Raw genomic sequence first — 25031 nt, 5'->3', positions numbered from 1 at the left:
AGCGACCGACAGCCGCTGTGATGCCCGACACACGACGTTACCGCGAGCTCGCGCTCGCCGGCGAGCTGTACGCCACACCTCCGCTGACCAAGATCGCCAACTGGGGACGACATGCCGCATACCAGGGTCGCTCGCCGCACCGTCGCCTCCAGGCGGTCATGGCGACGTCCCTCGCTGCCCCTGTTGACGACGCCCTCGGCGCCGTGGAGGCCTCGGCGATCGTGATCGACATCCCGGCCGCTGTGGGCATCCGCCGAAAGCCGGCCCCCGCGGTCTTCGACGCGGCCGGCGCCGACCTCGATCCGGTGACCGTCCCGCCGGACCAGGCCGACCTGACGCCGCGTGCACGACGCATCGCGACCGACGGCACTGGCGACCCATCATTCCCACTGTTCAAGACGGGCGCGGAGTCCTACGGTCACGACACTGACATTGACATCGACACCAGTCGCAGCGTCGCGATCGGCATGTTTCCATCGATGGCCGGCCTCCGTGCGGCCGTCGAGGGGATCTCGCGTGTGCGTGGCGGTCTGACCACCACGCTGGGCGACGAGGGCCGCGTGACCATCCACAAGCCGCCTGGCCAGTCGCCGATCGACGAGAACTGAACATAGCCGATCAAGAACTTCGCAGGGCCGATGCAAAACTGAACAGGCTGTAGACCAAACTCCACCACCACCACCACCACCGCCGCTTCCGCGGCCCTGTCCCGGGACGCCCCACGACAAGGGGCCGTCCCGGGTCAGGGCCATGGAAGCGGTCCTGACCCGAGAACCGCCGCTCAACGTGGTCCTGACCTGGGACGCCGATCGCGGAAGCGGTCCTCCTGGGACGACGTCGGGAGACTCCTCCATGTCACACATCGCCTCGCTCCTGCTCGGGCTCGGCAACGGCGCGGTGTTCGCCGCGCTCGCGCTCGCGCTGGTGCTGACCTACCGAAGCTCGGGGGTCATCAACTTTGCGACAGGAGCGATCGCTCTCTACGTCGCCTACACCTACGCGGACCTGCGAGAAGGCGAGTTACTGGTTCCGATTCCGGGCCTGCCAACGACCGTCAACCTCGGAACGGACAGCATGCCGTTCCTTCCGGCGGCGTTGCTCGCTCTGGCGATCGGCGCGCTGCTAGGCGCGCTGCTCTACGCGGTCGTCTTCCGCAAGCTGCTGGACGCGCCGCCGCTAGCCAAGGCGGTGGCCTCACTGGGCGTGCTGGTCATTATCCAGCAGGTGATGGTGATCCGGGTTGGTGTGGCGCCGGTCAGCGTCGAGCAGATCTTCCCGGCGGAGCGCTGGAAGTTCGGCTCGCTGACCGTGCTGTCCGACCGGTTCTACCTGGCCGTGGCCGTGGTCGTGCTGACCCTGGTGCTCACGGCGGTGTTCCGGTTCACCCGGTTCGGCCTGCTGACCAGGGCCACGGCCTCCTCGCAGACCGGCGCCTACGTCAGCGGCGTGTCCGCCTCCCGGGTGGCCCTGACCAACTGGATGATCAGCTGCGCGGTCGCGGGTGCCGCCGGCATCCTCATCGCGCCGGTCAGCCCGCTCGCGCCAACGACCTACACGCTGTTCGTGGTGCCGGCGCTGGCCGCGGCCGTGGTCGGCGGGTTCCAGAACCTGGTGCCGAGCGTGATCGCCGGCCTCGTGATCGGCATGGTCCAGGCCGAGGCGCTGTCGCTGGCCGCGCAGCACTCGTGGCTACCCAGGACCGGCTCGGCCGAGCTGGTGCCCCTCATCGTCATCGTGATCGCGCTGCTGGCGACGGGCCGGGCGATGCCCGTGCGCGGTGGCCTGGTGCGCCAGTCGCTGGGGCTGGCCCCCCGGCCGCGCTCCCTCACCCTGCCGACGGTCGCCGGCACCGTCGTCGGTGTCCTGTTCCTGGTCCTCCTCCACGGCACCTGGCGCGCCGCCGTCATCGGCACCATCATCGCCGCGGTCATCGGCCTGTCGCTGATCGTCGTCACCGGTTACGCCGGCCAGGTGTCGCTCGCCCAGCTCGCGCTCGCCGGCGCGGGCGCGTTCCTGCTGTCGAACCTCACCCAGAGCTGGCACATCCCGTTCCCGTTCGCGCCGCTGCTCGCGGCGCTCGGTGCCACCGTCCTGGGCGTCGTCATCGGCCTGCCGGCGCTGCGACTACGCGGTCTGACCCTCGGCGTGGTCACGCTCGCGCTCGCCTACGCCATCGAGGCGGTCTGGTTCCGCAACACCCAGATCGTCAGCACCTCGGGCGCGAAGGTCAGCGACCCGAAGATCTTCGGCCTCAACCTTGGGATCGGCAGCGGGCATGCTTTCCCCCGCCTGGAGTTCGGCCTGCTCTGTCTGTTCGTGCTGGTGGTGGTGGCGTTCGGTGTCGCGAAGCTGCGGATGAGCGCGCTGGGCTCGGCGATGCTCGCCGTGCGGGCCAACGAGCGCTCCGCCGCCGGTATCGGCATCAACGTGGTGCGGATCAAGGTCATCAGCTTCGCGATCGGGTCGTTCATCGCCGGCCTCGGCGGCGCGCTGCTCGCCTACCGGCGCGGCGTGGTCACCTTCGACTCGTTCTCCGCGGTCGGCGGTCTGTCGCTGCTGACGGTCGCCTACCTAGCCGGCATCACGTCAGTGTGGGGCGGTGTCAACGCCGGCCTCATCGCCAGCACCGGCATCTTCTTCATCGCGATGGACCGCTGGATCCACCTCGGCGACTGGTTCCAGGTCCTCACCGGCATCGGTCTGCTCGCCGCCCTCGTCGGCCACCCGGAGGGCCTCGCCAGCGACGCGCACAAGCTCGTGCACAAGGCCCGAGGTCTCCTGGAAAGCAGACGCCCAGCGACGCCGGTCGCCGCCCCGGTGCCGGCACTGGCGGGCATCCCTACCAACGGTCTGGCGGCCGGAGGCTCCGGGGCGCTGGATGCCCCGGCCACGCGCGCGACCACCGTGTCCGCTCCCCTGGCCTCGGTCGCCGTGGCGGGCGCCCAGGCGACGGCGCCGACCGGCGGTCACGGCGAGGTCCTGGAGGTGTCCGGCCTCACCGTCCGCTACGGCGGTGTGACCGCGGTCGACGACATCGCGCTGCGTGTCGAGCCGGGCAAGATCGTCGGTCTCATCGGCCCGAACGGCGCCGGCAAGACCAGCGCCATGGACGCCATCACCGGCTTCGCCCGGGCCAGCGGCAGCGTCACGCTCGGCGGCCAGCGCATCGACGGGCTCGCCTCGCACGTCCGGGTACACAAGGGCCTCGCGCGCACGTTCCAGTCGCTCGAGCTCTATGAGGAGCTCACCGTCGAGGAGAACGTGTCCGCCGCCCTCAGCGGCGTGCGCGGCCACGAGCGCCACCAGCGTCTCGCCGCCGCCCTCGCCGTGACGGGCATCGCCGACCGGGCCGACCGGCAGGCCGGCGAGCTCTCCCAGGGCGAGCGCCAGCTGGTGTCCATCGCCAGGGCCTGCGCCTCACGCCCGAATGTGCTGCTGCTAGACGAGCCGGCCGCCGGCCTGGACAGCACCGAGTCGGCCTGGCTCGGCGAGCGCATCCGCGGCATCGCCGCGGGCGGCGCGGGCGTCCTGCTCGTCGACCACGACGTCGCGCTGGTGCTCGGCGTCTGCGACTACATCTACGTGCTCGAGTTCGGCAAGCTCATCGCCGAGGGCACGCCGGCCGAGATCCGCGCCAACCGGCTCGTGGCCGACGCCTACCTCGGCAACGCCCACAGCACACCCGACCCGGCGCCCGCGGACGAGCAGGCCGCCGCGAGCGACGCCCAGCAGACGGCCAACGAGTCCCCGGCGGTGACGGCATGACCGCGACGGTCGAAACCTCCTCCCCCACCCCCGCCGAGGTCAGCACCGCCCGGCTCCAGACCGTCAGCCTCACCGGCGGCCGCGGCACCACGACGGCGTTCCGCGACGTCGACCTCGCCCTGGCGCCCGGCAAGGTACTCGCCCTGCTCGGGCCGAACGGCGCCGGCAAGTCGACGATGCTGCTCACGCTCGCCGGTCTCCTGGCGCCGCAGAGCGGCAACATCCTGGTCGACGGCACGAAGCTGCGCGGCGGCCGGCCGGCGGCGGCGAACCGGGCCGGGATCGTCCTCGCCCCCGACACCCGGCCGCTGTTCGTCCCGCGGTCCGTCGAGGACAACCTGATGGTGGCGGCCCGCCGCGGCGGGCCGAAGCCACGGGACATGCTGGAGACCTTCCCCGCGCTCGAGAAGCGGTGGAAGCTGCCGGCGGGCGCGCTGTCCGGCGGCGAGCAGCAGATGCTCGCGATGGCACGCGCGCTCATCCAGCAGCCCCGGGTGCTGCTCGTCGACGAGCTGAGCCTCGGCCTCGCCCCGCTCATCGTCGAGACTCTCTTCGAGACGGTGCGCACGATCGCGGCCGACCACGGCTGCTCGGTCGTACTGGTCGAGCAGTACGCGAAACTCGCCATGGCCGCGGCCGACGATGTCGTCGTCCTGGCCCGCGGCCGGATCGCACTCTCGGGCTCCTCCGACGAGCTCGCCGACCAGGTGGACCGGCTGGAGAACCTCTACTTCGACTCCGCCGACTCCACGAACAACTGACCGAGCCCTCCCTCCGGGGAGGGCCGAGGATCCAGGCGGGTCGCGCCGAGCAACACGCGGCCCGCCTGATCTTTTTGTTCGCGTCAACGAGAGCGGGACGGGTGAGGTTTCGTGAAACTGGGATTTGCCATGCCGCATCTGCTGCGGCTGAAGGCCACCTGCCAGCAATGGGAGGCCGAGGTAACAGGCGCGGACCAGACGCGCCTCGCGAAATGGGCCGAGAAACTCGGCTACGCGATGATCGCTGTCCCCGAGCACCACATCATTCCCAGGGCACACGTGGACCTGTCCGGGCCACACTATTTCAGCGCCTACCCGGCGATGGCTTACTGGGCGGGGGCCACCGAGCAGATCCGCGTCAACTCGTGTATCGCGATCCTGCCGTTACAGCACCCGATCGTGACGGCGAAGGCGCTGTCGACCATCGACTGGCTGTCCAGCGGGCGGGTGACCGTGACGTTCGCCGTCGGCTGGCTGGAGGAGGAGTTCAGAATCCTGGGCGTTCCCTTCCAGGAACGCGGCGCGCGCGCCGAGGAGTACATCCAGGCGATCCTCGAGCTCTGGACGAAGGAGGAGCCCGAGTTCGACGGGAAATACGTCTCGTTCAAGGACGTCGCGTTCGAGCCGAAGCCGGTCCAGAAGCCGTACCCACCGGTGTGGTTCGGCGGTGACGCCGAACCGGTGCTGCGACGCGTCGCCCGCTACGCGACGGGCTGGTGGCCATTCCTCACCAAGCCCGAGGACATTCCCGCCAGGCTCGACCTCATCAGGTCCCAGCCCGACTACAACGGCAAGCTGACCGAGGTGTTCTACGGCCTGGGCACCGCGCGCGTCGGCGAGGGCCACGCGGTGAACGAGGACCCGAACGCCCGGCCCGGCATGCCCAAACAGGAGATCATCGACCGCCTCGGCTGGTTAGAGGAACTCGGAGTCACCATGAGCTCCGTTCCCATCCCCGCCCTCACCCACATTGACGAGTACTACGACTACACCCAGTGGATAGCCGAAGAAATCATGCCCGCCGTCGGGGGCTGAACACCTTCCCCTCCCCCTGACCGCCTGGGCGTCCCGCCGTCGTCACGGAATCGGCGCCGGGACGTACCTGGTCGGGGCGCGGCCGGGACTGACGACCAGTTCGGTTCCGGGTTCACCAGTACGGAGGATCTCGACGGCGGCGGTCGCGACCTCGTCGGCGGAGAGCATCGGGATGCCGGCGGCCCGGAAGCGGTCGCGTGCCGGCGAGGTCAGGGGTGTGTCGACGAGGCCGGGGCAGATGGCGCTCAGCCGGATGCCCTCGCGGGACAGCTTTCCGGACAGGGCTCGGACCAGACCGATGACGGCGTGCTTGGTCATGGTGTAGATCGGGTCCTGCTCGACGCCCATCAGCGCGGCGTGCGAGGCGGTGACCACGATCGAGCCGGTCCCGTGCCGGCGCATCACCGGGAGCGCGGCCCGCAGCCCGTACACGACGGAATGCTGGTTGACGCCGACGACCGCCTGGTACCGGTCGAGGTCGAGCGTCGCCGGGTCCTTGTCGACCGAGTTGATCCCCGCGTTCAGGACGAGCAGGTCCAGCCGCTCGCCTGCGGCCGCCACCATCCGGACGGACAGCTCGGGGTCGGTCAGGTCGCCGACCACCGCGGCACCACCGAGAGACGCGGCGACGTCCTCGACCGCCGGGTTTCGGTCCACCAGCACGCAGCGCGCGCCCTCGGCCGCCAGCCGCCGCGCGACCGCCTCCCCGATCCCACCCGCCGCCCCTGTGATGACCGCTACCTCGCCCATTCGCCCACCTCGTCCCGTCTGCCCAGGTATTCCTGCAGGTTACGTGCGGGCCGTCAGCCCGGTCGCGACCTGGACGCACGGCAGGGACAACCCCCACCGCCTAGAGAGTCGGACGCACGAGTAGAAGCGCGGGAACGCGGCTAAAGGTCCCGATCCAACTCGCAAGATCCTGATCGACGTATCCAGCCACCCGCAGCAGATCACCGTGCAGTGTCAGCAGCGGCCGGTTGTAGATCGGCTCGTGGTGGGCGACCCGGTTCCGAAGACGCACAAGCTCATTGACAGGCAGGTAGACGGTGTCGCGACGGGCCGGACGTAGCCCTGGGAAGGCGTGCCGCAGGGCGGGCGTCCACAGCGACGACTCATAACGACCGGCGAGGAGAAACCGCCAGAAGCCGAAGCTCAGCTCGGTGACCAGGCCGCCAGGCGTCTCGGCCTTGTTCTGTCGCTGGAGTCTCCACCTGGCGTCGGCGATGTCTTGCGTTCGGCGAGCCTCTAGGACCCCGGAAGGGTCGTCGTACCAGCGGCCTGTCTGGGACCGCGCCGTATGCCATCTCGCTAGCTGATCGTGCAGCGCGTTGCGAAGCGCAACCTCCAGCAGCCCGAGCGCCTCGAAGAAGGCTCCACTGACAGTGCAGTTCCACTCGTAGAGGGCGAACGCCTTGTCAAGGTCCCCGGAGCAGGCCTGCTCGTAGGGTCCCATGCGCTCGAAACTCATCCGCTGGCGCAGCGCGAGCACCGACGGGGACGGGGTCGGGGCGTTGGACATGGCGACACTGATCCCTTAAAGTGTTCGGTGGACACCCCGGATGGCCTCTACCGCCTAGCGCGGTATGTCACCGGGGTTATTTTCTAGGTATATTTTTCTATGAAGGCCATGGCGGCTCACTCCATGACTCGCTCTTCGCCGAGGGTTGCAGCCGCTGGATCAGTTGCTCAACCAGGTCGGAGTCGGCCTTGCTGAGCGCGTTGATCCGAGCCGCGAGCCCGCGGACCCTTCGCGACTGGTCGGCGGCTTTCACCCCATACCACTCTTCCGCCACCGCAACAGCTACGTCACGTTGAGTGACGTTTAGCAGCTTCGCAAAACCGGCAAACGTGTCTTGAGCAGGCGGCCCCACGGCATCCGGGCCAAAATTGATCAACTTGTTGAACCATGCGGTCGACCGGGCTCGGTCACTGCCAGCCTCAAGATCGGCATAGCGGTACCCCCGCCGACGGAGATCCTCAATCCGCTCCGTGAACGGGCGCCCCTCCAGCTCATCTCCCACACCATGAGACTACATGAATCTCACAGTTCGTGCGATAAACGAAATAGAGGATCATGCCGAGTCTGCACCGGGTCAGATCATGCCGCCGACGCCGCAGAGGGATGCGAGAAGGCCGGCATAGGCCACCATGCCGGCGTCGGGCCCGGGCCCGACGCCGGCGGCGCCAATTTCAGGCCCGTCTCAGGACCGGGCGCGACCGCCGCGGGGGACGTTGCGGAACGCGATGCCGTGGTCCGGGGCCGCCTCGCGCGGCATGCCGAGCACGCGCTCGCTGATGACGTTGCGGGCGATCTCGGTGGTCCCGCCGGCCACGGTAGCGATCGTGCGGATCAGGTAGCCCACGCCGCAGGCGGCGGCCGGGTCGTCGTCGGCCCAGGCCGCGCCGATGGCGCCGGCGATCTCGTAGGTGATCGTGTCGCGGCGCGTGCCGAAGTGGCCGGCGAACAGCCGGCCGATCGCCGACGACTGCGGGTGCAGCCGGCCCGTGGTCATGCCGGCGGCGAGCCGGCGGTTCAGCTGCTCGCGCACCACGGAGAGCAGCCGCGCCTCGCCGATCAGCTCCCGCGTCCTCGGGTCGTCGAGCCGGCCCAGCCGGCTGGCGATCGGGACAAGCGGCGCGTCGATGCCGGCGCTGCCGCGGCGGGTGTGGCTCGGGCTGGTCACGAACGGTGAGTTACTCGCCTGCCGCTCGTGCATCATCCAGCGGGTGCCGACGGTCCAGCCGCCGTCGACGTCGCCGAGACGCTCGCTGTCGGGCACCCGGACATCGGTGAGGTACTCCTGGCAGAACTCCTTCGAGCCGTTGAGCATCTCGATGCGGCTGATCTCGATGCCCGGCTGGTGGATCGGCAGCATGAACACGCTCAGCCCGCGGTGCTTGGGCACATCCCAGTTCGTGCGGGCCAGGCACAGCGCCCAGTCGGACCACCAGGCGCCGGTGCTCCAGATCTTCGAGCCGTTGAGCACCCACTCGTCGCCCTCGGCGACGGCCGACATGAGCGCCCCGGCGACGTCGGACCCGCCGCTCGGCTCGGAGAGGAACTGGATCCAGATCTCCTCGCCGCGCAGGATCGCCGGCAGGTGGCGGTGCTTCTGCTCCTCGCTGCCGAACTCGAGGATGACCGCGGCGCATGGCGAGAGCGTCGGCACCTGCAGGTGGCGCGGGAACTCGTAGCCGGCGAGTTCCTCGTTCAGGACCTGCTGGTGCGCGGCGGTGAGCCCCTGGCCGCCGTACTCGCGCGGGAAGGTGATGCCCGCGAGGCCCGCGTCGAACAGCATCCGCTGCAGCTTGCGGGCGTGCGCGACCTCGGCGAGCTCCTGCTCGTCGGTCAGCGTCCGCCGCAGCGTGCGGACCGTCTCGTCCTGCTTGAGATTGCCCCGGATGAATCGGCGCGCCCGCTCCCGGAAGCTGTCGAGGTCCTCGACGTCGCCCGCCGCGCCCGCCCGCGGCGCCGACGGGACGGCGGCGCGCGGGGCCGCGGGCGTCTCCTCCGGCTGAGTGTCGTCGCCCGGGGCGGTGGCCTGCGCGACGGCGATGGCGGCCAGCCGCTCCAGGTGCTCGGCCGGGGCGCCGAACAGCGAGCGGTTGACGGCACCCCGGCGCAGGAACAGGTGCAGGTCGTGCTCGAAGGTCACCCCGATGCCGCCGTGCAGCTGGACGCAGTCCTGCAGCAGCTCGACCCCGGGCTCGCCGAGGGCCTTGGCGACGCTGACCAGCTCGTCGGCCCGTGGCGAGCCCGCGTCGACGGCGGCGGCCGCGGCGTCGACGGCGGCGTGCGTCGCCTCGAGCCACATCTTCATGTCGGCGAACCGGTGCTTGAGCGCCTGGTAGGAGGCGAGCGGGCGGCCGAACGAGTAACGGTCGAAGGCCCACTCGACGGTCATGTCGAACGCGCGCTGCAGCGCGCCGACGGTCTCGGCGGTGAGCATGACCAGGGCGAGCTGAAGCTGGCGGCGCACGTCCTCGTCGGCCCCGCCGAGCTCGCCGACGACCGCCGCGCGCGGCAGCCGGACGCCGTCGAAGGTGACCGTGGCGAACCGGCGGGTCAGGTCGAGGGAACGCATCGGCGTGACGGTGACGCCGGCCGCGTCGGCGGGCACGAGCACCTGGGTGAGCCCGTCGCCGGTACGGCCGGTCACCAGCAGGTGGCTCGCGGACCCGGCGGCCTCGACCGGGCGCTTGACCCCGTCGAGCACGACCTCGTCGCCGTCGGCACGGACGGTGAGGGTGATGGTGCCGAGGCGGTCGTGCGGGGCCGGCTCGGCCAGGCACCACGCACCGACCGTCTCGCCGGCCAGCAGCGCGTCGAGAACGTCGGCCTGCTGGGCGGCCTCGTGCCCCTGGGTGGCGGCGGTGCCCGCCGTCAGCGCGCGGGACAGCGCGGCGGCGACGACGTTCGTCCCGACCAGCGGCCCCGGCGCCGCGTGGGTGCCGAACTCGTAGGCGATCAGGCTCAGGTCGACGACGGGCGCGCCGCTGACGCTGCCACCGCCAAGCTCGTCGTCGACCACCAGCGCGGTCCAGCCGAGCTCGGCGCCGGACCGCCAGTAGTCGCGGCCGAATCCCTCCGGGTCGTCGCGCAGCCGGCGCAGCGCGTCCGGGGCGGCCTCCCGCTCCAGGTAGCGCGCCGTGGTGTCACGCAGGATCTCCTGCTCCGAGCTCAGCTCGATCAGCATGGACTCGACACCCCCGTGGCGGCTCGTGGGCGGTCGCCCTTGCAGATTGATTCATAATTCACTAGAGCAATCTACGATCGGCGGGGCGGAACGCGCCACGATCTGTGGGACCGCCACGACCTGTGGGACGGAGGACACGCTCACGCCCATCCGCCCGCCAGCGGCCGTATACAGGGGAGAACCCTGGCCGGAGTGCCCGGCCGCCCGCCGTCCAGCCGCCCCACAGCCGAAGATCGCATACTGTCGAGGACCCCGACACCATCCCGTCACCACCGCGAGGACCAGCACCGTGCCGCCCAGCCGAACCGTCAAACTCACGAAGGCGAGCAACGCCGTCGTCGACTACCTCCTTGAGGAGATCTTCGAGGGGCGGCTGCGCTCCGGGCAGCGCATCGACCTCGTCGAGGTGGGCGACACGCTCGGCCTGTCCCGCAGCCCGGTCCGGGAAGGTCTCGTCATGCTGGAGCGGGACGGGATCGTCTCGATCCGGCCGCACCGCGGGGTGTTCGTCGAGCCGTTCGACGCCGAGTCCGTGCTCGACGACTTCGAGGTGATGGGCCTGCTCTCCGGGGTCGCCGTCTCGCGGCTGGCGCACCAGCGCGACCCGGCGGTCATCGCCGAGCTGGAGCAGCTGATCGCCGACCTGAAGGCCACCGAGTCGATCGAGAGCGTCGGCGAGATCGTCCAGCAGATCCTGCGCGCCCAGCACCGCGCCGGCGGCTCGCGGCGGCTGCGCGCCGAGCTGCGCGCCTTCGCGGGCTTCCTGCCCTGGGTGTTCCGCGTCGAGAGCGGCCTGACACACGCCGACGTCGTCGCCGAGATGGAGCGGGTCATGAACGCCATCGTCGCGGGCGACGGCGAGGCCGCGTCCCGCCAGCGCGTAGCGGACTTCCGCGCCGCCGGCGAACGCGTCATCTCGGCCCTCACCACCCGCGGCATCCTCTGAACCTGGCCTGAACCGGCGGGTGCCGGCGCTGGTCAGGTCTCCTGGAGGCCGCCCATGTGGTGGCCGCCGTCGACGGAGAGGACCTGGCCGGTGATGTACGAGGCGGCGTCGCTCGCGAAGAAGGCGATCGCCTGGGCCACCTCGTCGGGCCGGCCGACCCGGCCGAGCGGGGTGCCCGCGGCGATGTCGCCCGGGTCGATGCCGGCGACGTCCCAGGCCGCGGCCGCCCGCTCGGAGGCGATCCCGCCCACGGCGACGCAGTTGGCGCGGATGCCGTAGTGCCCCCACTCGGCGGCGGTGACCTTGGTGAACATCTGCAGCGCCGCCTTCGCCGCGGCGTAGTGCGCTCCGCCCCTGACGCCGTACACGCCCGCGTCCGAGGAGATGTTGACGATCGTGCCGGAGCGCTGCGCGACGAAGTGCCTGCCGGCCTCACGGGTGCAGAAGTAGGCCGCGCGGACGTTGAGGTCGAAGCTCGCGTCCCAGCCCTTGGTCGGCAGGGTCCGCAGCGGGCCCATCCGGGTGCCGCCGGCGTTGTTCACCAGGATGTCGACGTGTCCGAGCTCCTCGACGGTGCGCTCGACGAGGGCGACGACCTGCTCCTCGTCCTTGATGTTCGTCGGCACCGGCAGGCAGCGCCGGCCGGTGGCGTCCCGCACCGCCGCCGACGTGCGCTCCAGGTCGGCGACGGTGCGGGCGGCGATGGCGACGTCGGCGCCGTAGGCGGCCAGCAGGCTGGCGGTGGCGGCGCCGATGCCGGTGCCGCCACCCGTCACGATCGCCACGCGGCCCGTGAGGTCGTAGGGAGCATCCATAGAGCGAGAACCTCTTCCTTCTTCGAAGGTCCGGGCTTGCCAGTCGGGTACCGGCCGGTCAGCGCCAGAAGCGGGCGGTGGACTCGTAGGCCCGCCGGCAGAACTCGGGGACCGGCAGCTGGCGCAGCTCGGCGGACAGCACCTCGACGCTCACCAGACCGTCGAAGCCGCGCTCGAGCAGGGCCGAGGCGAACCTCTCCAGGTCCAGCTCGCCGTCGCCGGGCATGACGCGGCGGTGCATCGTCTCGGATATCCCGCTGCCGACGGGTGGCGGCGCGTCGTCGAACTGCAGATAGGCGATCTCCGCCAGCGGGATCGCCGCCAGCTCCTCCCAGGTGCTCTTCCCACGGAAGAAGTGCCAGGTGTCGATCAGCACTCCCGCCTGCCCGGCGCCGGCGGCGGCCACCACGTCCCTGGCCTCGGAGATCGTCCCGACGAAGCCCATCGGGCTGAACTCGACGGCGAGCCCCGCCCCGGCCTCGGCGAGTATCTGGGCGCAGCGCCGGATCAGCGGCGCGGTCTGGGCGGTCAGCTTCGCCCGGAACCCGGCGAGCACCCAGCGGGCACCGAGCACGGCCGCCGCCTCGGCGAGCCTGGCCGCCTGCGCCAGCGTCTCCTCGGCGTCCTCGCTGACCAGCAGCGCGAGCACCTCGTGGCAGCGCAGCCCGGCGGCGTCCAGCGTCTTCGCGGCGGCCGCGGTCGCGTTGCCGGCGGCCATGCCGACGGAGGTGAAGCCCGCCCCCGCGGCGGCCGCGGCCAGCCCCGGAACGTCAATGTCCCACCGTGAGTCGGGAGTCAACGCGATCTCGACCGCCATGGGTTCTCCTCATCACATACTCGCGTCGGCCCGCACGCCGCCACGACCCCCCTTCCCCACCGATTGGCTATGGGACGGCTCGGCGCCCGTCGGCGCGTTCGGCGCCGATGCCGCTCGGTAGCCAATCCGGACCTCCCAGATCGGCTCCGCCGATCCGGCAGGGACCCCGGGGGACCCCGCGGACAAATCGGCGCAGAAAAAGAAGGAGAGCGCACGGAAGCCAGGCCGGGGGTCAGGCCGGCTGGCGGGGCATGACGGTGACGGAGGGGATGCTGCCCCGGCAGCGCAGGACGCCGTCGAGGACACGCAGCAGCTCGTCGACGTCGAGCAGGGCGCCGGTCTGGTAACCGCGGCTGACCCACAGCGGCCGGACCTTCGCGGCGTAGTCCCAGTCCCAGTCGGCAGGGAACTCGCTCTGGCCGGGGCCCTCGCCGCCGGCGCAGTCGCCGACGACGACGCGGGTGAAGCCGACGTCGGGGTGCTCCGTGCGGAAGGCCTCGACGAGCTTGTCGAGGGCCGCCTTGCTGACCGCGTAGGCGGCGAACCCGGGCCAGACGGGCGTCAGCGACGCACTGATCGAGGACAGGTACGCCGCGACCCCGCCGGAGGCCTTCAGGTGGGGCAGCGCGGCCGCGGTGACGAGGGCGGCCCCGGTCACGTTGGTGTCGAAGGCGCGCCGCCAGGTCGCCGCGCCCACGCGCTCGACCGGCGACAGCGGCCCGATGCCGGCGCTGTAGACGACGGCGTCGATGCCCCCCAACCCGGTCGCGGCCTCTTCGATCGCTGCCTGGCAGCTCGCCTCGTCGGTGACGTCGCACTCGATGGCGAGCGTGCCGGGCCCCGCCTCCTTCGCCGCGTCCACCAGCCGCTCGCGACGACGCGCCAACAGCGCGACCTGGTCGCCGCGGCGGCCCAGGTCGACGCCAATGCACCTCCCGAGCCCGCTCGACGCCCCGACCACCACAGCCTTCACCAGGACTCCCTTCTCGGCCGCCGGCCGCGCGCGGCGGCCGGTCGGACCTGACTGGGTCCCGAGATGGCACGAGCACGGCCGCCACGGCCCGGGACCCGGCGGCCGCGCTGCCATCGGTGGTCAGAGGACGAACGGCAGGCTCTCGTAGCCGCGGACGGTGCTGGTGTGCAGCCGGACGGCGCGGTCCCGGTCGACGTCCCACGCTGGGAAGCGACGCAGCGTCTCCTCGATCGCGACGCGCGCCTCCAGGCGGGCGAGGCCGGCGCCGAGGCAGAAGTGGATGCCGTGGCCGAAGGAGACGTGGCTGTCGAACGTCCGGTGGATGTCGAAGCGGTCGGGGTCCGGGTACCTGCGGTCGTCGCGGCCGGCGGAGCCGGTGAGCAGCAGCACCTTCGACATCGCCGGGATCGTCACCCCGTGCAGCTCGACCTCGCGGGTGGTCATGCGGCCCTGGACCGGCGACGGCGCCTCGTAGCGCATCAGCTCCTCGACCGTGTTCGGGGCGAGCGCCGGGTTGGCGGCCAGTTCGGCCCGCTGGTCGGGATGGTCGGCGAGCACCGAGCCGAACCAGCCGAGGAGGCGGGCGACGGTCTCCGTGCCGGCGCTGACGATCTCCTGGGCGACGGTCGCGGCCTGGTCGGTGGTGAGGCGGCGCGGGCCGTCCTCGGAGGCGATCTCGGCCTCGGCGAGGCCGGTGATCATGTCGTCGCGGGGTGCCCTGCGGCGCACCTCGATCTGCTTGTGCCAGTACGCCTTGAGCTTCACGGTGGCCGCGCGTGAGATCTCGTTGCTCATCCCGGCGGTCTCGTCGTGGTGGAACGTCAGGTCGATCGTCCTGCGGATCTCCTCGCGGTCCGCCGGGTCGACGCCGATGAGCTCGGAGATCACCTTCGACGGGAGCTGCGCGGCGAAGTCCTGGACGTAGTCGAAGCCGCTCCCGCCGACGTGCGGGTCGAGCATCTGGGCGCACAGGCCGCGGATGTGGCCCTCCAACCGGGCGACCCGGCGCGGGGTGAACGCCCGGGAGACGAGCGCGCGCAGCATGTTGTGGACCGGGGGGTCGGAGAAGATCAGGAACACGGGCGGCATCGGCTCCGGGCTCATGATCTCCAGGACGGTGCCGTGCGCGGAGCTGAACGTCGCCGCGTCGCGGTGGGCCTCGTCGACGTCGGTGTGGCGGGCGAGCGCGTAGAAGCCGAACCGCTCGTTGCGGTAGAGGGGTGACTCGGCGCGCATCCGCTCCCACACCGGGTACGGATCGGTGTCGATCGTCTTGTCGAACGGGTCCCAGTACAGGTCAGCAACGGCCGCCGGCGTCATCATCAGTCCTTGGGTTCATCGCATCCACCGCGGTTGTCCGCGGTCCGTCCGCCGCTCGGGCGGCCGGCACGTCGACGGCGACGGCCCTGGCGGGCATGCCCGCCGTCGCGCATTTGAACACTGTTATAACGAGTGAACGCACACTCCCCCGCGTCGCGGGAGATGTCAAGACCCGTCCGGATTGCCAGGTCGCGGGAGCGCGCCCCCGGGCCCGTCCGGCCGGCCGCGCGGGGTGCGCGGCCGGCCGGACGGGCCCGGTCAGGCAGCCGGGCGCGGTCAGGCGGCCGGTCAGCGCGCGGCCGGTCAGCGCAGCGCGGTGCCGATGATCTGGGGCAGGTCCAGGGTCGTGCGGATACCGGGGAGCGCCGCGACGACGGCGGGGATCGCATTGACCGGGCGATGGGCGGTGTAACCGGGTGACGTCGCGGCCATCTCATCGAGCGTGACGGGGAAGCGCAGGGTGATGTCGAGCGGGGCGTCGCCCTCGACGGACACGCGCCAGCCGGTATCCAGCAGTTCCCAGGCGGGATCGAGGTCGGTACTGCAGTACCAGTTCGCCCGGAACTCCAGGAACGGTGTGCCGCCGCGCAGGCCCGTGACGGTGACGCGCTGCGCGGCCACCGTCCCCGCGGCGATGCGGCCGGCGGCTATGTCGACGTCGTGGGTCGCGACGGCGACCTCGCCGGAGGCGGTGATCTCCTCGATCGGCGCGCCGAACGCGTCGGCGGTCAGCGACAGCGAGGGGCCGAAGGCCTCGCCCAGGTACGCCGCGCGACGGTCGTCGAACGCCGCCGGCGGCTGACCGTAACCCATGAGGTTGAAGATCATGTCGGGCGAGTCGCGCCGCGACATGTCGGCGTACTCGTTGATGACGATCCGGTCGAGCCGGCGCTGGAGGGAGGAGACCACGAGCGGGAGCGCCTCGGAGATGAACCCGGGGCTGGAGCCGGTGCTGTGGATCGAGGTGCCGCCGGCCGCGCAGGCCTTCTCCACCTGGGCGCGCAGGGTGGGATCCATGCTGGCCGGGCGGTGGAACTCGCCGCGGGTGGTGACGATGTTCGCCCCGGACTCGAGCAGCCGGCACGCCTCGTCGACGTCCAGCCGTGCCGGCATGTAGAGCACGCAGTCGGCGCCGAGAGCCACGATGTCGTCGATGCTGGTGGTCGCCAGGACGCCGGTGGTGGTGCCCAGTGCTGCCAGCTCGCCGGCGTCCTTGCCCGCTTTGTCGTCGCTGTAGACGTAGAGCCCGACCAGCTCCAGGTCCGGGTGTTCGATGACCGACCGCAGCGAGCGGGTGCCGATGTTGCCGGTCGCCCACTGGACGACCCGTAGTGGAGCCTGTCCTAACGCGGCGTCGCCGGACGTCGTGGTCATGAGTCTGCCCTCCTGAGCAGGAACGCGCCGCCAGGTGCGCCGCCGCCGGTGGAGACGACCGCGGTGCGGGCGTCGGCGACCTGGCGGGGGCCGGCCTCGTGGCGCAGTTGGGTGATCGCCTCGTACAGGAATCCGAAGCCGTGCAGCCGGCCCTCGGAGAGCTGGCCGCCGTGCGGGTTGAGCGGCAGGTCGCCGTCCAGGGCGATCCGCCGTCCCTTGTCCAGCCAGTCCTGCGCCTCGCCGAAGCCGCAAAAGCCCAGCCCCTCGAGCCAGGAGATCGCGTTGAAGGTGAAGCCGTCGTACAGGCAGGCGAAGTCGACGTCGGCGGGAGTCAGGTCGGTGCGGGTCCACAGGTGCGCGGCCGGGCCGAGCACCACTGGTTCATGCGTCATCATGCCCTGGTCCCAGGAGACGCGTTCGTTGATCTGTGTGCCGACGGCCTCGACCTTCACGGCCGGCTTCGGCAGGTCCGCCGCGGCGTCGGCGGCCGAGACGATGACCGCGACGGAACCGTCGCAGGGGACGTCACAGTCGTAGAGGCCGAACGGCGTCGAGACGAGGCGGGCCGACATGTAGTCGTCCAGGGTCATCGGGGCCCGGTAGATCGCGTCCGGGTTGCGGGCGGCGTTCGCCCGGCCGTTGAGCGCGATCGCGGCGAGCATCTCCCGGGAGGCGCCGTAGCGGTACATGTACTGGCTGGCCTGCATGGCGATCCAGCTCGCCGCCGAGATGGCGCCGAACGGGTGGCGCCACTCGGTGTTCAGGCCGGTGGCCCGGCCGGGCATCCCCCCGAGGCGCAGCTCGCGGTAGGTGGACTCCCACACGGTCCGGAAGCACAGCACGTGCCGACAGAGGCCCGCCGACACCGCCAGCATCGCCTGCACGACCGCGCCAGTCTGGCCGGGCAGGTCACCGCCGCCGTTGAACCAGGTCGGGCGCAGGCGCAGCGCCTCCTCCACGGAGGTGACACCGCCCTCGCTCATGCCCATGCCGCCGGTGCCGGGATAGGTCGACAGGCCGTCGATGTCCTCGGGGGTGAGCCCCGCGTCGGCGATCGCCTTCAGGCATGCGTCGGTCGTGAGCGACAGCGGGTCGACCATGAGCCGGCGCCCGATCCTCGATCGGCCGATGCCGGAGAGGACCACGTCGTGCTCGAAGCGACGGGCGGACAGCGGCGCGCGGGGCGCGGGGAGGTTCGGCTCGCCGACGCGGTCCCGGGTCTCGTCGGGCTCGCCGGTCGGCTCGAACAGCGGCAGCCAGACGTCCTCACGCTGCTCGAAGGTGACCTGGACCCGCTGGCCGATGTGCACCTCGACCGGCTCGCAGCCGACGATGTTGGTGGTCAGGCGGACGTCGTCGCTCTCCTCGATCGCAACCACGGCGACCACGTACGGCGGCTTCAGGTCGGGCAGCCACTGCTGGACGTTGACGGTGTAGCCGACGACGCTGGCACGGCCCGACACCGCCTTCGGCGAGACGGCGCTGCTGCGGCACGTGGGACAGACCGGGACCGGGGGGTGCACGAGCGTGCCGCAGTCGTCGCAGCCCTGGATGCGCAGGATGCCGTCGGCGCCGGACTTCCAGAACCACTCGGTCGCCGGGGTCAGCGCGGGGAGAGGCGGCATCGCGGCTCCTTGTCGACTGAGGCCCGCCGGCCGTGGACGCCGGGCGGGCCAGTCGCGTCGTGGCATGCGGGATGGCGTGCGAGGTTACGGGCTTGCATCGTGAGTGGTACCACGTTTTCAACATCGACGTCGAAACAAGCCTGGCGGGCTGGACGCCCCGACACGGGGAGATCACACGGCGCGACAACATCACCCAACCGGCAGCCGCACGTATACTAGAACCGGTTATCTCTACCCGCCGGTACGGTGACCTGACGGGGAGGCGCCACCATCATCGGCCTTCCGGCCGGCCCTTCGGCCGGCGGGGTGGGAGCAGAACGGGAGCGGGCATTGGTGACGGCAGTGCCGGCTGACCGCGACAAACCGACCGGTCCGCGCTCACGCAAGGGCGTCGCCACCAGAGCCAGGCTGCTCGGGGCGGCCAAGGCGGTGTTCGAGGAGGACGGTTTCCTCGAGGCGAGGATCTCCGATATCGCCGAGCGCGCCGGCCTGTCGCACGGCTCGTTCTACCACTATTTCGACTCCAAGGAGCAGATCTTCCGCGAGGTCGCCATGGCCCTCTCGGACCTGCTGCATTCCCCGCTGAGCACGGTGATCTTCGACCCGTCCTCCACCGCGTCCCCACAGGAGCGCATCCGCGCCGGCAACCGTCGGTTCCTGGAGGACTATCGGCGCGAGGCAAAGATCATCGGTGTCATCGAGCAGGTCTGCCGCCACGACACGCACCTCAACATGGTGCGTTTCGAGCACCAGCAGCGCGACCGGGAACGCATCTCGAACTCGATTGCGCAACTGCAGCGAAAGGGCTGGGTCGACCCCACCATCAATCCGACGATCGCAGCATCGGCGCTCGGCGCGATGGTGACCCGCTTCGCGGAGATGTGGCTCGTCCAGGGTCTTTTCAAGCCGGATTTCGACGAAGGCGTCGAGCAGCTGACGCACCTTTTCCTGAACGCGCTGAACCTGCGCGAGAAGCCGACGGACGCGGACGCCGCCGAATAACGCCGACGACGGGCGCCGCCAGGCAGGCGCACCGGGCAAGATCGTGGGACAAGGCCGCCACGTAACGTCACCGGGCACTCCCCCCGGCGCTCTCGGCCCTCCGCGACCCCACCCGACGATCCCGCTGGCGGGACGGCGCGCACCTCTTTGGACGGGCTCCGCCGGCACGGAGCGCTCACGCTCGAGCTCCCATGCCTGAGCTGGCGTGATAATTCCGACTCTGACGTCAACGTCGTACAATTACGCTGCTCCGCCGACCTCCACCAATCAGGCCTTGGGCGACGAGGCGGGGCGACGCTGGCGACCGGTCCCTCGCGGGCTACCCGGCCGCGGAGCTAGCTCCGGAAGCCCGCGGACCGGGCGTCACAGCATGGCCCGGCCGACGCCCAAGGTCCCCGCGGGCCCGGGAACTGCTGTCGCCACCCGGCATCAACCTGGACGACATCACCATCGAAGGTGGGTACACGATGCGAACAGTTGTGGTCGGCGCCTCCAGCGGGTTAGGGCGTGCCATCGGGATCGCCCTCGCCCAGCGCGGCCAGCAGGTCGCGCTGCTCGCCCGGCGCAAGGACCGGCTGGACGACGCGGTCGCGGAGGCGGGTTCCGGCGCGGTCGCGATCTCCTGCGACGTCACGGACGAGACGTCTGTCAAGGCGGCGATCGAGGAGGCCGCGGCCGCGCTGGGCGGCATCGACTCCGTCGTCTACGCCACCGGCATCGGCATCCTCAAGCGGCTGGTCGACCTCGACACCGCCGCCTGGCACCACGTGTTCGACACCAACGTCATCGGCGCGTCCCACGTCACCGCGGCGGCGATCCCGTACCTGACGGAGGCGAAGGGCGTCGTCGCCTACCTGTCGTCCATCACCGGCTCGGTCACCGAGCCGTGGCCGGGGCTCGGCTCCTACGCGGTCAGCAAGGCCGCGCTGGACAAGCTGATCGAGGCCTACCGGGTCGAGCACCCGACCGTCGGCTTCACCCGAGTGACGGTCGGGAACTGCTTCGGTGGCGAAGGCGGCTCCGGGACCGAGTTCCCGTATAGCTGGGACCCCGCGCTGGCGGGCGTGGTGCACCCGATCTGGGCCGCGCGCGACTACGTCAACTCGGACTTCGTCAACATCGACGACCTGATCAACGTGGTGCACACCGTCATTACCAACGGCGCGGCACTGAAGCACGTGGTCGTCGACGCGCGCCGGTCAGCCCCGCTCCCGCTCGACGTCCCCAGCGGCCAGCCGGGCAGCATCCAGGACGTGCTCGACGCGCTTCCGGGCCAGGCCGCCGCTGCCGACTGACGAGCATTGAGAACAGGCCGCCAAGTGCCACCTGGCGGCCTGTTCTCGGCTCTTCTGGCCGCTTCCGCGGCGGGCGCGGGCCCGGCACGCGCGACACCAGCGACGTCGCTCGCCCCGGCCCGCGCCGTCGGGGTCAGGGAGCGGGGACCTCGATGACGACGGCGCTGGCCATGCCGCCACCCGCGCACATCGCGGACACGGCCTTGCCGCCACCGCGCCGGCGCAGCTCGTGGGTCAGCGTGATGATCTGACGGGCACCCGTCATCGCGATCGGGTGGCCGAGGCTGCAGCCGCTACCGAGGTAGTTGACGATCTCGTCGTCGATCCCCAGCAGCTGGCAGGCGGCGGCCGGCACCGACGCGAACGCCTCGTTGATCTCCCAGAGGGCGATGTCCTGGATGGACAGGCCGGCGCGATCGAGCGCCTTCGGGATCGCCTTCACCGGCGCGAGACCCGTCTCGGCCGGCGGGACCCCGACGGAGGCCCAGGCGCGGACGATCGCGAGCGGCTCGAGCCCGTTCGCCTCGGCGAACTCACGCGAGGTGAGCACCACCGCGCCGGCGCCGTCGTTCGAGCCGGACGCGTTGCCGGCCGTGATGCTGAAGCCCTCGATCTCCGGGTGCAGCACCCTGAGCTTGGCGAGCTTCTCCATGCTCGTGTCCCGGCGCGGGTGCTCGTCGGTGTCGAAGGAGAACGTCGTGCCGTCGCGGCGGGTCACCTCGACCGGGACGATCTCCTCCTTGAACGCGCCCGCGTCGATGCCCGCGACCGCGCGCTGGTGTGACCGCAGCGCCCAGGCGTCCAGGTCCTCGCGGGACAGGCCCGTCTTCACGGCGGCATTCCAGCCAACCGTGACCGACATGTCGTAGTTCGGGGCCTCGGGCGTGTTGCGGTGGGTGGGCGAGTACCAGTCCTCGACGTCGTCGGTGCCCGGCTTGCGGCGCTTGGCGCGGGGCGACGTGGACGAGGAGTTCGTGCCGCCGGCGACGACCACCCGGTCCATGCCGGTCATGATCGAGGCGGCGGCGGTCTGGATCGCGGCCATCCCGGACGCGCAGTGCCGGTTGTGGGCGACGCCCGGCGCGTTCGTGAGGCCGGCCTCGATCGCCGCGTACCGGGCGATGTCGCCGCCGCCGTACAGGGCCTCGCCGAGGACGACGTCGTCGACGACGTCCGGGTCGATGCCGGCGCGGCGGACGGCCTCGCCGACCACGAGCGTGGCCAGCTCGAACGCGTCGACGTCGAGCAGGGAACCCTTGATCGCGGTGCCCACCGGCGTCCGGGCTGTCGAAACAATCACCGCTTCGTGCACGTCAACAGCGCTCCTTCTCAGGCATGGCGGAACGGGGGCCCACAGCGTCCGGTCAGGTTGGCGTGCGGCGGTGCGGGCCCATGCTTAGAATTTTGACGTCGATGTCAAGACTAGGCCCGCGCGGCCGCCTCCCGCCCGGTCGACGCCGGCCGGCTCCGGACGGCGTCACCGTTCGTGGGCCGCCCAGGACATCCGCTCACGGGCCAGGCGGCTCATGAGCGGAGGCCTTGGATCACCTGGATTAGCCTTGGATCACCTGGATTAGAGGCGGTGGCCGCCGGCCGGCGACGGCGCCATCGGGCGGATCATGCTGTCCTGCACGAACGAGGCCACCAGGCCGCCGTCGGCCCGGAAGACATCGCCACGGCCGTAGCCACGGCCCCGCCCGGCGTAGGGGCTGCGCTGCGCGAGCAGCAGCCAGTCGTCGGCGGGCACCGGCTCGTGGAACGTGATCGTGTGCGACAACACGCTGGTCGAGATCGTGCGGTGCGACTGCGACTGCCCCACGCCGGGGTGCGGCCGCATGGCCGTCCCGATGAGGAAGCCGTCCGTGACGAACGCGAGCAGCGCCTGGCTGGACAGCGCGTCGCCGGGGGCGCCCGGCCAGCGCGTCCAGACGTCCAGCTCCGCCGGGCCGACGGCGTCCGGGTCGTTGATGTCGACGTCGCCGACGACCCGTACCTGCCAAGCACCCGGCTCGTCGGACGAGCCGTCCCCGTGGCCGGCGCCCACGGCGTCCCCCGGCTTCGGCGGCTCGTGCGCCGGCGCGGCGTCCGCGTGCCGGATGAAGTCGGGGTCGTCCGCCGACAGCAGGACGGTGGACTGGGAGACGACCTTGCCGCCCTGGCTGATGGTCACCGAGCTGCTGGCCATGCTGCGCCCGGAGTGCAGGCGCGTCACGGCGACGTCGAGCGGGGTGTCCGGCCGGCCAGCGCGGGCGAAGACCGTGTGCAGGGTCTTCACCGTCTTTCCGTCCTGGCCGGCGAGCGCGGCCGCGATCGACTGGGCGAGCAGCTGCCCGCCGAAGACGACCGGGTTGGGCGAGGCGACGCTGCCCGCGGTGTAGCGGTCCTCGCCCGCCGGCTCTAACGCCAGCGAACCGAGGACCGCGTCGACGGTGAACACGGCCCGCCTACTTGGGCGGGAAGCGCAGCGCGCCGTCGAGCCGGATGTTCTCGCCGTTCAGGTACGGGTTGCGGGCGATCGACTCGACCAGCAGCGCGAACTCCTCCGGCCGGCCCAGCCGCTTCGGGAACTGGATGTCCTTGGTCAGCGTCTCCAGCATCTCCGGCCGGATGCCCATCATCTTGGGCGTGCCCATGGTGCCGGGGGCGATCGCGCACACCCGGACACCGATCGGCGCGAAGTCACGCGCCATCGGCAGCGTCATGCCCAGGATGGCCGCCTTGGCCGAGCCGTAGGCGATCTGGCCGGCCTGGCCCTCCAGGCCGGCGAGCGAGCCGACGTTGACGACGACGCCGCGCTGGCCCCACTCGTCCGGCTCGTTGTCGGCGAAGGCGCCCGCGGTGACCAGGCGGCTCATGTTGAAGGTGCCGGTCGCGTTCATCGCCAGCGTGACGATGAACGACTCCTTGTCGTGAGGCTTGTTGCCCCGGCCGACGGTGCGCCCGCCGCCGACGCCGCCGCCGGCGACGTTCACGAGCAGCGACACGGTGCCCAGCGTCTTGGCGGCCTCGATCGCGGCCTGCACGTCCTCGTCGACCGTCGTGTCGCCGCCGACGGCGGTGGCCTGTCCCTCGTCGAACTCCTTGGCCACCGCTTCCGCCGCGTCACCGAACTTGTCGAAGATCACGACCTTCATGCCAAGACCGACGAGGTGGCGCACCGTCGCCGCGCCGAGACCGCCGCCACCGCCGGTCACGATCGCCACGCGTCCGTTCAGGTCCACGTTTCCAACCCTTCTAGAGGGCCAAAGGGTGTGCGAAGATGATCTTCCTTCGCACACCCGGCGGCCACTGTCCCCGGAATTCTGTTCTTTGCTCGACCCACAGACATTACTGACGCCGACGTCAATGTTGGTACACTCACGCCCCGTGACGGCCGGTGGATGTGACGGCCGTCACAGATGGGAGCAGCCACGTGGCGATCTTCACAATGCGGTTCGACTTCCGCAACCCGGCCATAGCCGGGACATCCATGGCCGAACGCTACGAAGCCGCCTTAGCGATGGCGGAGTGGGCAGATCGGCTGGGCTTCCACAGCGTAGGCCTCTCCGAGCACCACGGCGCCGATGACGGGTATCTGCCCAGCCCGCTGACCATGGCGGCCGCCGTCGCCGCCAGGACCAGCAAGATAAAGATCATGATCGCAGCACTGATCGCGCCGTTCCACGACCCGCTGCGCCTCGCGGAGGACACCGCCGTCATCGACCACCTCTCCAAGGGACGGCTCGAACTGGTGCTCGGCGGCGGCTACGTGCCCGCCGAGTTCGAGATGTTCGGCGTCTCGCCCAAGGAGCGCGCCAGGCGGGTCACCGAGCTCATCCAGACCCTGCGCCAGGCCTGGACCGGTGAGCCGTTCGAGTACCGCGGCCGCACCGTGCGGGTCACGCCCGCCGCCTTCTCCCCCGGTGGCCCGGCGATCACCATGGGCGGGAGCTCCGAGGGCGCGGCCCGGCGCGCGGCCCGGCTCGACATCGGCTTCACCCCGACCGACGGCACCACCTGGGACCACTACCGCGACGAGTTGGTCAGGCTCGGCCGTCCCGACCCCGGCCCTCGCTTCGGCGGGCGCACCGGCGCCTTCTTCCACCTGGCGCGGGACGTCGACGCCGGCTGGGAGCGGATCGCGCCGCACGCGCTGCACGAGTCGAACGCGTACGGAGCCTGGCTCACGTCCGGCGGCAGCGGCACCGCGACCGGCGTCTACGCCTCGGCCGAGTCCACCGAGGCGCTGCGCGCGACCGGCCAGTACCGGGTGCTCACCCCGGCCGAACTCGTCGAGGAGCTGCGCGCGCAGGGCCCGTTCGCACTGTGCGTCGTCAATCCGCTGATGGGCGGCATCCCGCCGGAGGTCGCCTGGGGGAGCCTGCGGCTGCTGGAGAACGAGGTCATCCCTAAGCTCTGAGGATGCGGCACTCTGTGCCATAGTGGTGTGGAGGGCGCCCCTCAGGGCAGATCCGGCACCCCGGGGTCCCTCACCGCTCTCCACCAGTGATTGCTTGATTTGCCTAGGACGAGAATGTAATTTCCGTCCCGGCGTCGGGGGGGGGGGGGGCCCCCCCGCCGGGGGGGCCCCCCCCCCCCCGCCCCCGCGCCCCGGGACTGGACCGCC

At 71.2% G+C, this 25031-nt stretch carries 21 protein-coding genes and 2 pseudogenes; 8 read left to right on the top strand and 15 right to left on the bottom strand.

Annotated features, from left to right (window positions below; translation table 11 throughout):
* Positions 1-20 precede the first annotated feature (20 nt).
* From QOZ89_RS27575 to QOZ89_RS27560, 4 genes are all read left to right on the top strand, one after another.
* A complete protein-coding gene (locus tag QOZ89_RS27575; protein ID WP_071047520.1) occupies positions 21-608 on the top strand; it encodes a hypothetical protein in 588 nt (195 codons plus the stop codon).
* A gap of 244 nt (positions 609-852) precedes the next feature.
* Complete coding sequence (locus tag QOZ89_RS27570; RefSeq protein ID WP_071047625.1) at positions 853-3765, top strand: branched-chain amino acid ABC transporter permease/ATP-binding protein; 2913 nt, start codon at positions 853-855, stop codon at positions 3763-3765.
* Entirely contained in the window at positions 3762-4526 is a 765-nt protein-coding gene (locus QOZ89_RS27565) for an ABC transporter ATP-binding protein (RefSeq protein ID WP_312626247.1), read from the top strand. The genes QOZ89_RS27570 and QOZ89_RS27565 overlap by 4 nt, the downstream gene beginning before the upstream one ends.
* Before the next feature lie 111 nt (positions 4527-4637).
* Positions 4638-5561 carry a TIGR03619 family F420-dependent LLM class oxidoreductase gene (locus QOZ89_RS27560; RefSeq protein WP_312626245.1) on the top strand — a complete coding sequence of 308 codons (924 nt, stop codon included), beginning with the start codon at positions 4638-4640 and terminating at the stop codon, positions 5559-5561.
* 42 nt (positions 5562-5603) lie between these two features.
* On the opposite strand, the gene QOZ89_RS27555 is transcribed toward QOZ89_RS27560, so the two are convergent.
* The 6 genes and pseudogenes from QOZ89_RS27555 to QOZ89_RS27535 all read right to left on the bottom strand — a co-directional run.
* On the bottom strand, positions 5604-6311 hold the full coding sequence (locus QOZ89_RS27555; RefSeq protein WP_312626243.1) for an SDR family oxidoreductase: 708 nt from the start codon (positions 6309-6311) through the stop codon (positions 5604-5606).
* Positions 6312-6411: 100 nt separating this feature from the next.
* Positions 6412-7080, bottom strand: a complete 669-nt coding sequence (locus QOZ89_RS27550) for an Abi family protein (protein WP_071047524.1) — start codon at positions 7078-7080, stop codon at positions 6412-6414.
* 97 nt (positions 7081-7177) lie between these two features.
* Positions 7178-7582 carry a hypothetical protein gene (locus QOZ89_RS27545; RefSeq protein ID WP_131803826.1) on the bottom strand — a complete coding sequence of 135 codons (405 nt, stop codon included), beginning with the start codon at positions 7580-7582 and terminating at the stop codon, positions 7178-7180.
* 180 nt (positions 7583-7762) lie between these two features.
* Positions 7763-8629, bottom strand: a complete 867-nt coding sequence (locus tag QOZ89_RS47665) for an acyl-CoA dehydrogenase family protein (protein WP_397428853.1) — start codon at positions 8627-8629, stop codon at positions 7763-7765.
* 21 nt (positions 8630-8650) lie between these two features.
* Positions 8651-8989 (bottom strand): annotated as a pseudogene (locus QOZ89_RS47660) (acyl-CoA dehydrogenase family protein); the annotation flags it as partial.
* Between the two features lie 126 nt (positions 8990-9115).
* A pseudogene (locus QOZ89_RS27535) lies at positions 9116-10258 on the bottom strand (acyl-CoA dehydrogenase family protein); the annotation flags it as partial.
* 289 nt (positions 10259-10547) lie between these two features.
* Between QOZ89_RS27535 and QOZ89_RS27530 the strand changes: the two are divergent.
* Positions 10548-11204, top strand: a complete 657-nt coding sequence (locus QOZ89_RS27530) for a GntR family transcriptional regulator (RefSeq protein WP_312626240.1) — start codon at positions 10548-10550, stop codon at positions 11202-11204.
* A gap of 32 nt (positions 11205-11236) precedes the next feature.
* Here QOZ89_RS27530 and QOZ89_RS27525 read toward each other — a convergent pair whose 3' ends face one another.
* From QOZ89_RS27525 to QOZ89_RS27500, 6 genes are all read right to left on the bottom strand, one after another.
* Positions 11237-12019, bottom strand: coding sequence for an SDR family NAD(P)-dependent oxidoreductase (locus QOZ89_RS27525; RefSeq protein WP_071047526.1), 783 nt, complete (start codon positions 12017-12019; stop codon positions 11237-11239).
* A 58-nt stretch (positions 12020-12077) separates the two neighbouring features.
* Positions 12078-12836: a sugar phosphate isomerase/epimerase family protein gene (locus tag QOZ89_RS27520; RefSeq protein WP_312626237.1), complete on the bottom strand. Its 759-nt coding sequence runs from the start codon at positions 12834-12836 to the stop codon at positions 12078-12080.
* Positions 12837-13068: 232 nt separating this feature from the next.
* Positions 13069-13809: an SDR family oxidoreductase gene (locus tag QOZ89_RS27515; RefSeq protein ID WP_312626235.1), complete on the bottom strand. Its 741-nt coding sequence runs from the start codon at positions 13807-13809 to the stop codon at positions 13069-13071.
* Positions 13810-13929: 120 nt separating this feature from the next.
* Positions 13930-15129 (bottom strand): cytochrome P450, encoded by a 1200-nt coding sequence (locus tag QOZ89_RS27510; RefSeq protein ID WP_312626234.1) that lies wholly within the window; start codon positions 15127-15129, stop codon positions 13930-13932.
* A gap of 303 nt (positions 15130-15432) precedes the next feature.
* Entirely contained in the window at positions 15433-16503 is a 1071-nt protein-coding gene (locus QOZ89_RS27505) for an NAD(P)H-dependent amine dehydrogenase family protein (RefSeq protein WP_312626233.1), read from the bottom strand.
* The gene (locus QOZ89_RS27500; RefSeq protein ID WP_071047530.1) at positions 16500-18128 is read right to left on the bottom strand and encodes a thiolase C-terminal domain-containing protein; all 1629 of its coding nucleotides are present in this window, start codon (positions 18126-18128) and stop codon (positions 16500-16502) included. Before QOZ89_RS27500 ends, QOZ89_RS27505 begins: the two co-directional genes overlap by 4 nt.
* A 330-nt stretch (positions 18129-18458) precedes the next feature.
* Between QOZ89_RS27500 and QOZ89_RS27495 the strand changes: the two genes are divergently transcribed.
* Both QOZ89_RS27495 and QOZ89_RS27490 read left to right on the top strand, forming a co-directional pair.
* Positions 18459-19130, top strand: a complete 672-nt coding sequence (locus tag QOZ89_RS27495) for a TetR/AcrR family transcriptional regulator (protein WP_312626230.1) — start codon at positions 18459-18461, stop codon at positions 19128-19130.
* 467 nt (positions 19131-19597) lie between these two features.
* Positions 19598-20425 (top strand): SDR family oxidoreductase, encoded by an 828-nt coding sequence (locus QOZ89_RS27490; RefSeq protein ID WP_083418289.1) that lies wholly within the window; start codon positions 19598-19600, stop codon positions 20423-20425.
* A 133-nt stretch (positions 20426-20558) separates the two neighbouring features.
* Here the strand turns inward: QOZ89_RS27490 and QOZ89_RS27485 are convergent, their stop codons facing one another.
* The 3 genes from QOZ89_RS27485 to QOZ89_RS27475 all read right to left on the bottom strand — a co-directional run bounded on the left by QOZ89_RS27485 (position 20559) and on the right by QOZ89_RS27475 (position 23646).
* Positions 20559-21737: a thiolase family protein gene (locus QOZ89_RS27485; RefSeq protein ID WP_071047532.1), complete on the bottom strand. Its 1179-nt coding sequence runs from the start codon at positions 21735-21737 to the stop codon at positions 20559-20561.
* A 261-nt stretch (positions 21738-21998) separates the two neighbouring features.
* A complete protein-coding gene (locus tag QOZ89_RS27480; RefSeq protein WP_312626227.1) occupies positions 21999-22862 on the bottom strand; it encodes an acyl-CoA thioesterase in 864 nt (287 codons plus the stop codon).
* 7 nt (positions 22863-22869) lie between these two features.
* Entirely contained in the window at positions 22870-23646 is a 777-nt protein-coding gene (locus QOZ89_RS27475; protein ID WP_071047534.1) for an SDR family NAD(P)-dependent oxidoreductase, read from the bottom strand.
* 191 nt (positions 23647-23837) lie between these two features.
* Between QOZ89_RS27475 and QOZ89_RS27470 the strand changes: the two genes are divergently transcribed.
* Positions 23838-24824 (top strand): LLM class flavin-dependent oxidoreductase, encoded by a 987-nt coding sequence (locus tag QOZ89_RS27470; protein WP_198543130.1) that lies wholly within the window; start codon positions 23838-23840, stop codon positions 24822-24824.
* The last annotated feature ends 207 nt before the right edge of the window (positions 24825-25031 follow it).

It is taken from the genome of Pseudofrankia coriaricola (assembly GCF_032027725.1).
In the GTDB taxonomy this organism is placed as follows: domain Bacteria; phylum Actinomycetota; class Actinomycetes; order Frankiales; family Frankiaceae; genus Pseudofrankia.
Note: the sequence above shows the minus strand (reverse complement) of the source record. Positions and strands in the feature narration are given on the sequence as shown.